General features: G+C 28.8%; 21 protein-coding genes. 20 read left to right on the plus strand and 1 reads right to left on the minus strand.

All coding sequences use genetic code 11. The features are described 5' to 3' along the window. Positions 1-120 precede the first annotated feature (120 nt). Genes OIU80_RS00875 through OIU80_RS00890 form a run of 4 tightly spaced genes read left to right on the plus strand, consistent with a single transcriptional unit; the run spans position 121 to position 1,349 of the window. Positions 121-273: a lmo0937 family membrane protein gene (locus OIU80_RS00875; protein WP_264285225.1), complete on the plus strand. Its 153-nt coding sequence runs from the start codon at positions 121-123 to the stop codon at positions 271-273. 37 nt (positions 274-310) lie between these two features. Beyond that, on the plus strand, positions 311-580 hold the full coding sequence (locus tag OIU80_RS00880) for a YtxH domain-containing protein (protein ID WP_264285226.1): 270 nt from the start codon (positions 311-313) through the stop codon (positions 578-580). 39 nt (positions 581-619) lie between these two features. Next, positions 620-970: a hypothetical protein gene (locus OIU80_RS00885; RefSeq protein WP_264285227.1), complete on the plus strand. Its 351-nt coding sequence runs from the start codon at positions 620-622 to the stop codon at positions 968-970. A 34-nt stretch (positions 971-1,004) separates the two neighbouring features. Next, positions 1,005-1,349, plus strand: a complete 345-nt coding sequence (locus tag OIU80_RS00890; protein WP_264285228.1) for a hypothetical protein — start codon at positions 1,005-1,007, stop codon at positions 1,347-1,349. A gap of 326 nt (positions 1,350-1,675) precedes the next feature. On the opposite strand, the gene prfA is transcribed toward OIU80_RS00890, so the two are convergent. Next, the gene (gene prfA, locus OIU80_RS00895; protein WP_264285229.1) at positions 1,676-2,752 is read right to left on the minus strand and encodes a peptide chain release factor 1; all 1,077 of its coding nucleotides are present in this window, start codon (positions 2,750-2,752) and stop codon (positions 1,676-1,678) included. Between the two features lie 297 nt (positions 2,753-3,049). Here prfA and OIU80_RS00900 point away from each other — a divergent pair, with 297 nt between their 5' ends. The 16 genes from OIU80_RS00900 to OIU80_RS00975 all read left to right on the plus strand — a co-directional run bounded on the left by OIU80_RS00900 (position 3,050) and on the right by OIU80_RS00975 (position 12,683). Further along, positions 3,050-3,619: a hypothetical protein gene (locus OIU80_RS00900; RefSeq protein WP_264285230.1), complete on the plus strand. Its 570-nt coding sequence runs from the start codon at positions 3,050-3,052 to the stop codon at positions 3,617-3,619. A 10-nt stretch (positions 3,620-3,629) separates the two neighbouring features. Next, positions 3,630-4,073: a hypothetical protein gene (locus OIU80_RS00905; protein WP_264285231.1), complete on the plus strand. Its 444-nt coding sequence runs from the start codon at positions 3,630-3,632 to the stop codon at positions 4,071-4,073. A gap of 244 nt (positions 4,074-4,317) precedes the next feature. Further along, positions 4,318-4,800, plus strand: a complete 483-nt coding sequence (locus OIU80_RS00910; protein WP_264285232.1) for a hypothetical protein — start codon at positions 4,318-4,320, stop codon at positions 4,798-4,800. A gap of 441 nt (positions 4,801-5,241) precedes the next feature. Further along, positions 5,242-6,912, plus strand: a complete 1,671-nt coding sequence (gene tssD / locus OIU80_RS00915) for a type VI secretion system tube protein TssD (protein ID WP_264285233.1) — start codon at positions 5,242-5,244, stop codon at positions 6,910-6,912. Further along, positions 6,890-7,393 (plus strand): hypothetical protein, encoded by a 504-nt coding sequence (locus OIU80_RS00920; RefSeq protein ID WP_264285234.1) that lies wholly within the window; start codon positions 6,890-6,892, stop codon positions 7,391-7,393. The genes tssD and OIU80_RS00920 overlap by 23 nt, the downstream gene beginning before the upstream one ends. Before the next feature lie 60 nt (positions 7,394-7,453). Beyond that, positions 7,454-7,918, plus strand: coding sequence for a hypothetical protein (locus OIU80_RS00925; protein ID WP_264285235.1), 465 nt, complete (start codon positions 7,454-7,456; stop codon positions 7,916-7,918). A gap of 214 nt (positions 7,919-8,132) precedes the next feature. Continuing rightward, complete coding sequence (locus tag OIU80_RS00930; protein ID WP_264285236.1) at positions 8,133-8,456, plus strand: hypothetical protein; 324 nt, start codon at positions 8,133-8,135, stop codon at positions 8,454-8,456. A gap of 136 nt (positions 8,457-8,592) precedes the next feature. Beyond that, the gene (locus OIU80_RS00935) at positions 8,593-8,763 is read left to right on the plus strand and encodes a hypothetical protein (RefSeq protein ID WP_264285237.1); all 171 of its coding nucleotides are present in this window, start codon (positions 8,593-8,595) and stop codon (positions 8,761-8,763) included. Further along, the gene (locus OIU80_RS00940; RefSeq protein WP_264285238.1) at positions 8,760-9,287 is read left to right on the plus strand and encodes a hypothetical protein; all 528 of its coding nucleotides are present in this window, start codon (positions 8,760-8,762) and stop codon (positions 9,285-9,287) included. Before OIU80_RS00935 ends, OIU80_RS00940 begins: the two co-directional genes overlap by 4 nt. Before the next feature lie 15 nt (positions 9,288-9,302). Further along, complete coding sequence (locus OIU80_RS00945) at positions 9,303-9,500, plus strand: hypothetical protein (RefSeq protein WP_264285239.1); 198 nt, start codon at positions 9,303-9,305, stop codon at positions 9,498-9,500. Positions 9,501-9,527: 27 nt separating this feature from the next. Then, complete coding sequence (locus OIU80_RS00950; protein WP_264285240.1) at positions 9,528-10,019, plus strand: hypothetical protein; 492 nt, start codon at positions 9,528-9,530, stop codon at positions 10,017-10,019. Between the two features lie 54 nt (positions 10,020-10,073). Continuing rightward, positions 10,074-10,451 (plus strand): hypothetical protein, encoded by a 378-nt coding sequence (locus tag OIU80_RS00955; protein ID WP_264285241.1) that lies wholly within the window; start codon positions 10,074-10,076, stop codon positions 10,449-10,451. Next, entirely contained in the window at positions 10,429-10,959 is a 531-nt protein-coding gene (locus tag OIU80_RS00960) for a hypothetical protein (RefSeq protein ID WP_264285242.1), read from the plus strand. Before OIU80_RS00955 ends, OIU80_RS00960 begins: the two co-directional genes overlap by 23 nt. 42 nt (positions 10,960-11,001) lie before the next feature. Continuing rightward, positions 11,002-11,538, plus strand: a complete 537-nt coding sequence (locus OIU80_RS00965; RefSeq protein ID WP_264285243.1) for a hypothetical protein — start codon at positions 11,002-11,004, stop codon at positions 11,536-11,538. Positions 11,539-11,580: 42 nt separating this feature from the next. After that, the gene (locus tag OIU80_RS00970) at positions 11,581-12,003 is read left to right on the plus strand and encodes a hypothetical protein (protein ID WP_264285244.1); all 423 of its coding nucleotides are present in this window, start codon (positions 11,581-11,583) and stop codon (positions 12,001-12,003) included. 50 nt (positions 12,004-12,053) lie between these two features. After that, positions 12,054-12,683, plus strand: coding sequence for a hypothetical protein (locus OIU80_RS00975; protein WP_264285245.1), 630 nt, complete (start codon positions 12,054-12,056; stop codon positions 12,681-12,683). Positions 12,684-12,768: the final 85 nt, after the last annotated feature.

Below are 12,768 nucleotides of genomic sequence, written 5' to 3' on the forward strand. Positions count from 1 at the left end.
AGAAAAGTTATTTAACGCCTAGAAACATAGATTTAGATTTTAAATTCAAGATGTTTTTAGAAAATTATACTACAAGCTAAATTACGCATCCCCCATTATTAACCCTTAAATATAAATGCCATGTCAAATTTATTATACACCATTGCCATTATTTTAGTTATTCTGTGGGCCTTAGGTTTCTTTGTTTATAGCCTGGGAAGTATTATCCACATCTTATTGATTATTGCAATTATCGCAGTGCTTTTAAGATTAATTAAAGGCCGAGAAGTTTAGAAACAAATTATATTATTAAACATTAAATACAAATATTATGAAAACTAGTAACACCATTTTAGGAATTATTGGAGCAGCAGCTGCAGGAGCATTATTAGGAGTATTGTTTGCACCAGACAAAGGATCAAAAACCAGACAAAAGATAGCTGACAAAAGCAAAGATTATAAAGATGAACTCAAAGGCAAATTAGAGAATATTGCAAGCACTATTTCTGCAAATGGTAAAGATCTGATGAATCAGGGAAAATCCAAATACAATAATGCCAAAGCCGAAGTAAGCGACGGAATTGAACACATAACTAATTAAGGAGAAATGTGATTCTTTTTAACAATCAAATACTACCACATGGAAACTAAAGCAACAACAACCGAAACACTTTTTGATAAAGCCGAGAATTATACCAAAACAAGTTTTGAATTATTGAAACTTAAATCGGTATCAATATCTGCCGATGTGCTTTCGTCATTAACATCACAAATTATTGTAGCGATTGTTGTTGCTTTTTTTAGTTTGTTTTTCAATATTGGACTTAGTTTATTGATAGGTAAACTCTTGGGCGAATATTATTATGGCTTTTTCATATTGGCATTAGCTTATTTAATCCTTGCTATTGTATTATTCAAAAAACAAGACAAATGGATTAAGGGTCCTATTGGAAACATCATAATTTCGCTTTTATTAAAAAAAAGGAATTAAAATGTCTTGAAATTAATCTTAAAACCAATTTCTTATGAGAGCCAATACCACTGCTACCGATGATTTAAATCAAATGATTTTGCAATTAAAAAATCAGCAAGAAGCCGAATGGATTGATTTAAAAGAAAAATTTCATGATTTTAAGGAAGACCTAAAACCTCTGAATATTATAAAAAATACGTTGGAGGAAATTAATGAAGGCATCGACATAAAAAGTAATTTGCTGAAATCTATCTTTAGTATTGGAGCCGGATATTTATCCAAAAAGATACTAATAGGAAGCACACGGAACAAAATAACTGGCTTTTTTGGCTCGATGTTTCAACTGGCAGTTACCAATTTTATTTCGAGAAAAACAGCAAGTAGTAGTAAAGAGTAATGATAAAGGATTTAACCGCAAAGAGCGCAAAGCTTTGAACCTTTGTCACTTTGCAACTCTGAACCTTTGCACCTCTAATAAAAACCTTAAAAAAAAGTATTCTCATAGTATATTACTTCTTTATACGTTTTACTATATAAACGGTTAATTGAGTAAATGCTCTCACTATATATTAATACCGCAATTAGTAATATTACCCTAAAAACCTAAGTATGAGCATACTTAGGTTTTTTTATTTAAAAAAACTTAAGACATAAAAAAATGCCTGACTAATTTTAGTCAGGCATTTTATATAATTTTAAAATCTAGTTTTTCAGCTTCTTATATTAAAAAACTTCACTAGCTTCTTTTAATTTCTCAGTATTGTTAACCAATTGTAACTCGTCTACAATCTTCTGGATATCACCATTCATGATATTACCCAAATCATATAACGTAAGCCCTACACGGTGATCTGTAACACGTCCTTGAGCATAGTTATACGTACGAATCTTAGCCGAACGGTCACCAGAACTTACTTGTGATGTACGCTTAGTAGCATCTTCAGCTTCTTTTTTGGCTAATTCTTGCTCATATAAACGAGAACGTAAAACACCTAATGCTTTGTCTTTATTTTTGTGTTGTGATTTTTGATCTTGACATTGTGCCACCAAACCTGTTGGAATATGCGTTAAACGCACTGCCGATTTAGTTGTATTTACCGATTGTCCTCCTGGTCCTGACGAACAGAAAAAGTCAACACGTACATCGTTCATATCAATTTGTACATCAAATTCTTCGGCTTCTGGAAGAACCATTACCGTAGCTGCCGATGTATGCACACGCCCTTGAGTTTCTGTTTGAGGTACACGTTGTACACGGTGTACTCCTGCTTCAAACTTCAACGTTCCATAAACATCCTCACCAGTAACTTCAAAAATCACCTCTTTAAATCCTCCCGATGTTCCCTCGTTCATATCTACAACCGAAGTTCTCCAACCACGATTCTCACAGTATTTTGTGTACATACGGAAAAGATCCCCAGCAAATATACTTGCCTCATCTCCACCCGTACCTGCACGAATCTCTACCATTACGTTTTTGGCATCTTCTGGATCTTTAGGAATCAACATAAACTTGATTTCTTCCTCTAGTTCAGGTAATCTCTGCTTAGCTTCGTCTAATTGCATTTTGGCCATTTCGACCATATCGGCATCGCTACCATCTGAAATTATCTCATTAGCCTCGTCTATATTTGCCAACAAAAGCACGTACTCGTCGCGCTTTTCTGCCAATGCTTTTAAGTTCTTGTACTCTTGATTCAATTGCACATAACGTTTCTGATCCGCAATAACATCCGGTTGGATAATTAAATCCGAAATCTCGTCGAAACGTTGTTTTACTATTTGAAGTCTATCTAACATTTTATGTATCCTTTTATGGAGTGCAAAATTACAAAATTTTTGTTTAAAATTCTATCATTCAACTTTCAAGTTTTTCAAGAACCCTCCCACCCTTAATTTTATTGGAATTATAGCCTTTTTTGGGAGCTTTATCCTGCTATACATTTCAATCTTTTGTTCCGCTAAAGCTTCACAAAAGGATTTTCACTTCTATCAGGGCTAGAATTTTGTCTATTTATGGTTTTCCGTAAACATGTTGAATTTTAAGGAGTTAGTTTTGGGAAACAATAAAACAAATGATAATTAAAACAATATAACATGAAACTCAACAAACCATTACTTACATTTTTACTGCTTTCAATAATGTCAATAAACTATGCTCAACAAAAACCAAATTCTGAAACGAGACAATTTATTGATAACGCCGATATAACACAAGTAAATAAGAACTGGAATGTAAAAGCCGAATTTAAATCTGGACTTGGAGAGATAGTCTCTTTCTTTCCTGTTGAAGCAATTGATTTAAAATCAAATAAAAAAGTGAAGTCATTGCAAATGGATATGACTGTAATATACCAAAGTGGAGGAAAAAACAATAACTACTTCAAATCTTCATGGATTGATTTAGACGAAGTTGATGAATTTATTTATTTTATAGAACAATACGTTATCCCGAATCTTAAAGATAAAACTGATAAGAAACAATCAACAACTTATATTTTTAACTCAAGAGAAATTACATTCAGTTTCTATATTGAGAAAAGTGTACGAAGAATATCCATCTATTTAAAAGATAATGGTTCTACAGATAATGAGCATTATTTCTGGACTGAATCTCAAGTAAGTAAAATTCCTGAATTGCTTACAATGTTGAAGGAAGTTAAATAATTTTCACAACATGAAATCAATTATATCTTTTTTAATTTTTCTTTTAATCATTAGTTGCAAACAAAGTGAACAAAAAGAAGCTATCACAGAAGAACAAAATCAAACTCAAGAAATAAGTAAAGTTGAAGAAAACATTCCAAAAACTTTCACTTATGAAGATATTGCTAGATATACAATGGCAGCTATTATGGATCAATCTCCAAAAATAATTAAAGCTACAAAAACCAATGATTTGTATTATGTATCATACACTAGAAAATCTGACAATCAAAAATATGAGTACAAAATAAAATTTAATGGAAATAAAATTCTTTGGGCAAATATTGATGGCAGATGGAGAAATTCTCAATATGATGAAAAAATAAGCTTTATCGAAAATGATGATAAACTTAATATAATTCAAATTTATGATGATGGTTCTGAATACATTAAAGAATATAAAAAAGGGGAATAAAATCCAATAACACTGATTTTTACTTTCATTTCAGTATAAAACAGGTATTTATACGGGGTGGTTAGTTTAAATTAAAAGACGATGTTTGTTTTTATGAAAACTATCTATATAATATAAAGTGATGAAAATATATAATTTAGATTTTATAGATATATCTTTTCGATTAATTCAAGCGGGGCCCAATCTGCACACGTAGTAATTGCAAAATAAAATTTCAGAAAAAACTAATTTAATATAACAAAAAATGGAAGATTTAATACTGTCACAATTTGAACAACAGAATTCATCTACGGGAGACATGATAATGATGCGAAGTTTACGTAATGGAATAATTCAAAAGTTAAACCCTAAACAACAAGATGAAGTATTAAAATCAATTGATAGCTTAATTAATAGTGGATTTATAACCTATGAAAATGGCAAACTTGAATGCTTGAGATTAACAGAATTAGGATTTCAACGTTTGTACAAAAACAGTAAATCTACAGATGACATTGAAGAATTGATTTTAAATAAATTTAAACAACAAAATTCTAGAGCTAATGATATTGTACAGCTTAAGAATTTAAATTTTACGATATTTCAACAACTAAATCCAATAGAAAAAGATTTATTCTCTGATGCTATAAATAATTTACAAGCAAACGGCTATGTAACCTATGAGGGAAAAAATACTGCAATAGAATGCTTAAGATTAACAGACATAGGTTATGACAAATTATATTAGATTTTCAACTTATTATGCGAATATATTTCCCCGCTGGCGTGGTAATACTTATTTTGTATTAGATTCCAAATGAAGTTTATGCAAATTATCCAATAATACTCGCTCTACAAAATATTCCTTATCAAAAGTCACAGTCGCAAAGTAAAATAAAGTAAAGCCTCCTGATTCCTATTGTTGAGTATAAAAAATTAATTTAAAAAAGTCGGAACAAGCACGAAACAAAGAAACTTCAAATAGCCTCTTATTCTTATTATTCATTTACTTAAAAAACGTAGTAAAACTTAGGTTTTACCGCGTTTTTTTATGGAACAAATCGTGCTATCTAATAGCAATCGGGTACTTTATTTAGGTTTTATCCTTCAAAAAATATCATTTAATTGTAAAAATTATAGCTTTTTACTTATATTTACAGCCGTTAAAATAATAAAAAGAAATAGATTTATGACCTCAGCTAAATTATTTATTTTAGGAGAAGAACGAGAATTACTATGGATAAACACCAATTATTATAGAAGTACGAGAGCAGATGGCTCACCAACTAGTGATACCGAAGGAGGCTTTCTGAGCCTAAGTTTTATGTCACAAGAAAACGATGATGTATTTTGGCATAACATGACAAAGACCGTTGAAAAAGAAACGGACAGAATGGAAAAAGGAGAAGTACATTTTTATAACAAAGGCGATGAAGATATTCCGATAAGAAAATATAAATTTAGTGATGCGTATTTGATAGAGTATTCAGAAGTATTTAATACTGATGAAACAGAAAGCATGCACATTGTTTTAACCATATCTCCTGCAATTCAGGATTATGGGGCAGAATTGGTAAAATACTGGAATAAATCTTGGATTCCGCCAAGTGAACCCGTTTTTTATGTACCTAAACAAGAGAAAAAGGAAACCAGAGTAAAAACAATAAAATGTGTTACAACTCTTGATTTAGGTTCTACTAATGATGGTACAGGAACAAACCAACAGCAAGGAATGCTTTATGGGGAAACCTACGAGTTTAAAGTAACCGAGTATACCGAGGGAATTCCAGAAAATAAATCGTCGATAAACTGGATGTACAGATTCCATAACTTATCTGAAAACAAGTGGATAGAAAAAAAACTTTCTCCAGTAGGCGACACACTAAAATTTACTGTAAACGAAAAAGATATGTGCGGTCGTTTTGTGTATATTAGAGCTTACATAAAAGATGCTGAAAACGAAGGAGAACTTAAAGTTTGGAAACACAATAGGTTTAGATTTTTTGATAGAATGATTGTTCATAAGCAAATAAAAAACCGTGTTAATGACCCTTGGAAGATTAATCAAGCACAAACTTCACTTTGTGGCATGGCTGCCTTGTATTATGCAATGGCAAAGCGTGACCCAAAAGGATATGAGAAACTTGCCAAAGAATTGTTTAGAACAGGAGAATATGCAATTGGTAGTTATATAATTAAACCCCATGAAAAAGCTTTAAGCATGTATGATGTAAAGCCAAGTGATGTAGCATATAAAGCAATGAGGATCCCAGAAATAGATTGGATAGTTCTTGCCACAACCCGAAGCAAAGAAAGTTTAAACGATTATTTTGTGTACAATGGTTTTGAAAATGGTGATATTGATATGTTAAAAGGAGCAAATTGGCCTGAGATGTTAACCAGAATGTGTAAAGAAGTTGCAGGTTTTAGTAATGCAGAAGCAATTGATTTAGGTTTGCTACAAATTGCTGATAAAAAAGGAATGTCCGGAAAATTAAACGATGCTATTGGCGATATGGATATTATGCATCTTAAAATCATTGACCGAAAGTACAAACAAGGACATACTATCCTAATGATGATAGACAGCGATATGATTGAAGATAAAGCTGGTTATAACCCAAAAGCTTTAACAACAAACGTACATTGGGTGGTTTATGAGGGAGGATTGTTTTTTATTGATGTAGGAGATAGTCGATTTGTAGGTTTTAGTATTTATACTTGGGGGTTTGACCCAGTAACTCAAGAAGATGAATTTGGAAGTAAAGCAAGGATTGAACACATATTAATTCGTGAGAAACAAAGAATTTCTATTGAATCATTTAAAAGTAATTATTATGGATACATTGAAGTGTTTTAGTTTAGTGTGCATTATTTTGTTATTCACAAGTTGTGATGAATATTATAAAGAAGATTACTCGTTTGATGGGATATATTTAAGAGAATGGGATTCGTCGATATGTCCCAAAAAAATAGTTTTTGAGAAATATGCAAAGAACTCAAACTTGAAAAATTTGATTCAAAAAGATTCTAACTTTAATATTGAGGGTTGCAATAGATCTAAGTCTAAGTTTAATCAAAGGATATTTACACCTTCCACACTCTATTCAGGTCAAATAAATTATGATATAAAATTAATTATTGATGATAGCCTGCAATATGAAATAACTAACATTAAGAGTAAATTAGACACGACAAGTTTTACATTTACTTTAGGTCGGAAATATTATATAGATAATAGAATTTACTCAATGATGGTTAATGGCCATAAATTAGACAATAAAGATGCGAAAAATAATATTTGGATTCCAACAAAAATAGGAAAGATTATAAAGAAATAATTATACTGAGAGAATCATTTAAAAGTAATTATTATGGGTATATTGAAATGTTTTAGTTTAGTGTTCATTATTTTGTTATTCACAAGTTGTGATGAATATTATAATGAAAATTATTCGTTTAATACAATTTTGGTTAGAGAGTGGAATTCTCCAATTTGCCCAGAAAAAATTGTATTAGAGAAATATACTAAGAATTCAAATTTTATAGATTTAACAGGAAAGGACCCTGATTTTAACATTATCTGTGATTCCATAAATAAACAAATAATATTAAGTCCATATTTTCCTTATATAAATAAAATAAATTATGATATAAGATTAATAATCAATGACAGTTTAGAGTATAAAATAACAGATATTAAGAGTAAATTAGATACTACACATTATACATTTACATTAGGAAGGAAGTATTATATAAATAATAGAATTTACTCAATGATGATTAATGGTCATAAGTCAGATAATAAACATGCTGACACAAATATTATTATACCATCTGAGCAAGGACATGCCCTAAAGAAATAATTATAGCGTGTAGTAACATTTAAAAGCAACTATTATGGGTATATTGAAATATATTAGTTTATCACTATGCTTTATTCTTATAAATTGTAAGAGAATCGAATATACAAAAGTTGATAAGTCATTCTATGATATCTATTTGAGAAAATGGAATTCATCGATTTGTCCCAAAAAAATTGTATTAGAAAAGTATGTTAAAAATTCTAATTTCAAAATTTTGACAAGTAGCTATTCTGATTTTGAAGTTATGGATTGTGATTCAATACATTTTGAATCTAATCAAAGGATCCTTAGACCAAATATCGAATTTGTAGGTCCCATAAATTATGATATACGGTTAATTATTGATGACAGTATTCAATATAGAATTACCGATGTTGTTAATAAAATTGATACAGTTTTCTCTGGCGGTCGACCAGGAGATTTTATTATAATGAATAATATAAAATCACTTGTTGTTAACGGTCATAAACTAGATAATAAAAATGCATCATTGAGTATCGAAATTCCAACCAAGATAGGAAAGATTATAAAGAAATAAGTAAAGCAATAATTTCTATCGAGTTATTTAAAAGTAATTATTATGGATATATCGAAGCAAATTAAAAAGAAACCAAGATTACTATTTTTTATGATTGTTATTCTATTTTTTTCTTGTCAAGCAAAAGTGGATTGTGATGAAGATGGAAGAACATAAAAAAAATGCATATAAAAACTGGTCGAACTTTTATACATTAGAAGAGTCATTTTTTGAATCTGTTTCAGTATTCAAAGAGGATTTCGGTACAACTATAATTTATAAGTCAACTTCATTTAGTTATGAAAATAATTCTGCTGGTAATTTATGAAAATAGCAACATTTTTTTTCTGTTTTTTATTTGGTATAGCATATTCACATTCTCAGAATAAAACTAAAAATTTTATTCAGAAAAATATCGAATCCTGTAGAATACCAATTAATGATTCTTTAAGTGTATATCACATTCATGAAAAGTTATATAATAACGATATCAAATTAGTTCTAAAAACCGAGAACGTACTTACGAAAGAATGCCTTAACTACAATATTGCAGACGAACATATTAAGAAGGCTGACGTTTTTATAAACCCCATAATTAAAATAAACAATTGGGCAATTGGGGACATTAGTTTAACGGGTTTTACAAATCTAATTCCTAAAAGAATAAGTGCTTTAAAAAAAATAAATTATACAGTTATAATAATTGAATTATATAGTTTTTCATATTCAACTATTGGAAGTGGGTATATTTACCTGTGCTTTAAAGTAGGCACAAAAGGAAATGTAATTGAGAATAAAATCTTAGAATTAAAAGAGGAAATGAAGACAAATCGATATAATAAAATTTTCTAAAGGCAATTTAACCAAATGAAAAAGGGTAAATTAATTATTGGTATTTTATTTATTATTGTCTCTTCATGTAAAATTGTCAATAACGATTATTTGATTATTCATTCTAATGATAAGAATGTATCTATTCGTCATTATTTTCATAAAAACAATAACGAGTATGCCAGAGTTTATGGCAATAACAAAGAAAATGATTCAATTACATTTTATGAATAATTATAACGGATATATTAAAATAAAGTAATGAAGAAAATAATTTTAGTTTTATTAGTAGTAATAATTGGTTTTTTTATTTTTCGTTTTTTCTACATTAAAGTAGAAGATTATACAAATGAAGCTAAATGTGAATCATCCAAATTTTTAGCAGACGGAAATAGGATTTATTTTTGTTTTTCTATGAATATAAGTACTACCAAAATGATGAGAAATTTTTCTATTATTTCAGTAGGAAAAGATGGTAAAAGAAAAAAAAATAAATATCAAAAAAAAATAGATGCAGTAAATAAATATTATACAGATTATAAAATTCTAAAATCTGATACTCTAATAATTGAGGGAGAAGAAAATAAAGTATATAAACTTTATGATTTCAGAAACATTGCAACTAGAATAAGAGCGGGGAAAGATAGAGGGGATTATTATTGTAGTCTTATTTATAAAAATAATTTTTCTGATGACAAAGATTTTCAAAATAATTCAAACTACATTAATACTATAAATATTTATATAAAATAGACTGATTATGAAATAGTTCTGTTTTTGTTGCTTCAAATTGCAAATAAAAAAGGAATGTCCGGAAAATTAAACGATGCTATTGGCGATATGGATATTATGCATCTTAAAATCATTGACCGAAAGTACAAACAAGGACATACTATCCTAATGATGATAGACAGCGATATGATTGAGGATAAAGCTGGTTATAACCCAAAAGCTTTAACAACAAACGTACATTGGGTGGTTTATGAAGGAGGATTAAATTTTTTAGAGGTTGGAGATAGTAAATTTGTTGGCTTCCGTATTTATACTTGGGGATATGATCCCGTTAATCAAGTTGATGAAAATAAAAATCCTGCTCCACTTAGAAAGGTATTAATTCGTGAAAAACAAAGAATTTTGTTAGAATCATTTAAAAGTAATTATTATGGGTATATTGAAATATATTAGCTTAGTTGGTTTAAGCATTTTATTAGTGAATTGCAGACGAATTACATATGAAAAAAGTGATGTATCTTTTTATTACATCGTTTTAGATCAGTGGAATTCATCCATATGTCCGAAAAAAGTTGTCTACGAACGATATGTTAAGAATTCAGAGTTTAAAAATAAAATTAAAAGTTATTCCGACTTTGTTATTAATTGTAATGATAAATCTATAGCTTATAATCAGAGAATATTATTTCCTAATGAGATGTTTGTAGGACGGATTAATTATGATATAAGGTTGGTTATTGATGATAGTATTGAATATAAAATAGTAGACATCCACGATAGAATCGATACTGTTTTTTTAGGTGGTCGACCTGGAGATTATGTTATAATGAATAGTATAAAGTCATTAGCTGTTAACGGACATCAATTAGACAATACAATAGCTAAGCCTACTGTAATTCATACTCCAAGAGAAGTTACTATTGAAATTCCGACCAAAATTGGGGAAATTATAAAGAAATAATCAAAGCAATAATTTCTATCGAGTTATTTAAAAGTAATTATTATGGATACATTGAAATTTATTAGCTTATTAGGCTTAGTGTTTTTGTTTACAAGCTGTTACAAAAATGAATATAAAAAAAGTGAGGACTCATTTCAAAATATTTATCTTAGAGAATGGAACTCATCAATATGCCCTCAAAAAGTTGTTTTTGAGAAATACAAAAAAAACTCCAATTTCAAAAATTTAATTAATGGCAGTTCTGATTTTGATATAAATAGTAATTGCTTACCAAAATATGATAAATTCAATAAAAAAGTACCAACATCAACTTACAATGATCAAATGGTATTAACCCCTTATATTTTTTTCACTGGTCAAATAAATTATGATATAAGATTAGTTATTGATGATAGTCTTGAATACAAAATAACAGCCATTCAAGATGAGATAGATACAATTGCTGATAGAGGTAGAAAAAAATGGATAATAATGAATAATATAAAATCACTTGTTGTTAACGGTCATAAACTAGATAATAAAAATGCACCATTGAGTATCGAAATTCCAACCAAGATAGGAAAGATTATAAAGAAATAAGTAAAGCAATAATTTCTATCGAGTTATTTAAAAGTAATTATTATGGATATATCGAAGCAAATTAAAAAGAAACCAAGATTACTATTTTTTATGATTGCTATTCTATTTTTTTCTTGTCAAGAAAAAGTGGATTGTGATGAAGATGGAGGAACATATAATATCACTTTCATTTTTAATAAAGAAAGTAATTATGTACCCAAAAAAGGTAGTTTATATTTTTTTGAGAAGAATACAAAAAGTACAAAATATTTTGAATCTTTAGATTTATTAGAAGCAAGAATAGTTGAAAATAGACTTGATGTTTATTTCAAAGACCCTCCTGATGTATTTAAGGCGAAATATAACTATTGCGTGGTACTCGATGACTCTTTAGCATACGACATTAGCAACATGCAAATGAAGATTGACACAGCAGGAAGAACTATGGGAGGTTGGGCAATAGGCTGTAAACTAATGTCTTTTTGAAGTAAATAATAATATATATATTGCCGATGAAGGTGACCTGAGCTTTCCATTTGATTCTGCTAGAAAAATTAAATGAGACCATTGATGATATAGATGTTACACTTCTTAAAATTATAGATCGAAAATACAAACAAGGCCATACTATTTTAATGATGACAGACAGTAATATGATTGAGGATGAAGTACTCCATAACCGAAAAAACCATAGCAAAAATGCAACTTTCTTAAATCAGTATTTAATTCTAATTTTTATGGGTATGTTAAATTTAAAAAATAAAATTATAATACTATCGTGTTTTATGTTCTTTAATTGTAATAGCAACAGTCATTATGAGAAGAATTACCTTTTAACAGATGAATTTAAGATTGAATTTCAAAATATTAATGAGAAAGCTATTTTAAATTCAGTTGTAAAAGTTAAAAGAAACAATAAAACAATCAATATAGGGAATTTTAAGATTTATAATAAATATTCTAATTCAATTTCGACAGAGATTATTTTCAAGTTAAAGGACACAATATTTCAATCGGATAGTATTGTTTTCTACATAAATAAGCAGAAATATAATATAACGGGAGCTTGTAAGAGAGGATTAAAAACTTCATATGGGAGACCATTTTGTAATGAATTCAATATAAATGGAAAAAAATTTACTGATGAAGCAACAATTATTGATTAACGCAAACGCCGAATATTTTGATGCAAAAATCTACTATAAAAGGCTTTATTATTATCTGGGTAAAAGAATTCTTAGAATAAAAACA

It is taken from the genome of Flavobacterium frigoritolerans (assembly GCF_025847275.1).
Classification (GTDB): domain Bacteria; phylum Bacteroidota; class Bacteroidia; order Flavobacteriales; family Flavobacteriaceae; genus Flavobacterium; species Flavobacterium frigoritolerans.

Excerpts from the sequence above, each read along its gene's own strand:
- OIU80_RS00920 (WP_264285234.1), top strand. The coding sequence starts at position 6,890 with ATGGATACATTGAAGTGTTTTAGTTTAGTGTGCATTATTTTGTTATTC.
- OIU80_RS00905 (WP_264285231.1), top strand. The coding sequence starts at position 3,630 with ATGAAATCAATTATATCTTTTTTAATTTTTCTTTTAATCATTAGTTGC.
- OIU80_RS00970 (WP_264285244.1), top strand. The coding sequence starts at position 11,581 with ATGGATATATCGAAGCAAATTAAAAAGAAACCAAGATTACTATTTTTT.
- OIU80_RS00910 (WP_264285232.1), top strand. The coding sequence starts at position 4,318 with ATGGAAGATTTAATACTGTCACAATTTGAACAACAGAATTCATCTACG.
- prfA (WP_264285229.1), bottom strand. The coding sequence starts at position 2,752 with ATGTTAGATAGACTTCAAATAGTAAAACAACGTTTCGACGAGATTTCG.
- OIU80_RS00890 (WP_264285228.1), top strand. The coding sequence starts at position 1,005 with ATGAGAGCCAATACCACTGCTACCGATGATTTAAATCAAATGATTTTG.
- OIU80_RS00875 (WP_264285225.1), top strand. The coding sequence starts at position 121 with ATGTCAAATTTATTATACACCATTGCCATTATTTTAGTTATTCTGTGG.
- OIU80_RS00885 (WP_264285227.1), top strand. The coding sequence starts at position 620 with ATGGAAACTAAAGCAACAACAACCGAAACACTTTTTGATAAAGCCGAG.
- tssD (WP_264285233.1), top strand. The coding sequence starts at position 5,242 with ATGACCTCAGCTAAATTATTTATTTTAGGAGAAGAACGAGAATTACTA.
- OIU80_RS00955 (WP_264285241.1), top strand. The coding sequence starts at position 10,074 with ATGTCCGGAAAATTAAACGATGCTATTGGCGATATGGATATTATGCAT.
- OIU80_RS00935 (WP_264285237.1), top strand. The coding sequence starts at position 8,593 with ATGAAGATGGAAGAACATAAAAAAAATGCATATAAAAACTGGTCGAAC.
- OIU80_RS00965 (WP_264285243.1), top strand. The coding sequence starts at position 11,002 with ATGGATACATTGAAATTTATTAGCTTATTAGGCTTAGTGTTTTTGTTT.
- OIU80_RS00960 (WP_264285242.1), top strand. The coding sequence starts at position 10,429 with ATGGGTATATTGAAATATATTAGCTTAGTTGGTTTAAGCATTTTATTA.
- OIU80_RS00940 (WP_264285238.1), top strand. The coding sequence starts at position 8,760 with ATGAAAATAGCAACATTTTTTTTCTGTTTTTTATTTGGTATAGCATAT.
- OIU80_RS00950 (WP_264285240.1), top strand. The coding sequence starts at position 9,528 with ATGAAGAAAATAATTTTAGTTTTATTAGTAGTAATAATTGGTTTTTTT.
- OIU80_RS00900 (WP_264285230.1), top strand. The coding sequence starts at position 3,050 with ATGAAACTCAACAAACCATTACTTACATTTTTACTGCTTTCAATAATG.
- OIU80_RS00945 (WP_264285239.1), top strand. The coding sequence starts at position 9,303 with ATGAAAAAGGGTAAATTAATTATTGGTATTTTATTTATTATTGTCTCT.
- OIU80_RS00880 (WP_264285226.1), top strand. The coding sequence starts at position 311 with ATGAAAACTAGTAACACCATTTTAGGAATTATTGGAGCAGCAGCTGCA.